This window comes from Microseira wollei NIES-4236, assembly GCF_020521235.1.
GTDB classification, from domain to species: Bacteria; Cyanobacteriota; Cyanobacteriia; order Cyanobacteriales; family Aerosakkonemataceae; genus Microseira; species Microseira wollei.
The window spans coordinates 1-260 of sequence record NZ_BLAY01000693.1; the positions used below are offsets into that span (position 1 = coordinate 1).

1 pseudogene is annotated in these 260 nt (G+C 46.2%); it reads right to left on the reverse strand.

What is annotated here, in order from left to right:
• Positions 1 to 239: pseudogene (locus MiSe_RS50280) on the reverse strand (23S rRNA pseudouridine(2605) synthase RluB); the annotation flags it as partial.
• Between the last annotated feature and the right edge of the window lie 21 nt (positions 240 to 260).

Sequence of the window (260 nt, forward strand, 5' to 3'; positions counted from 1 at the left end):
TTTCCATCTTGTGGGATAGGCATCTTGCCTGTCTGATTTCCATCTTGTGGGATAGGCATCTTGCCTGTCTGATTTCCATCTTGTGGGATAGACATCTTGCCTGTCTGATTTCCATCTTGTGGGATAGACATCATGCCTGTCTGATTTCCATCTTGTGGGATAGGCATCTTGCCTGTCTGATTTCCATCTTGTGGGATAGGCATCTTGCCTGTCTGATTTCCATCTTGTGGGATAGGCATCTTGCCTGTCTGATTTCCATC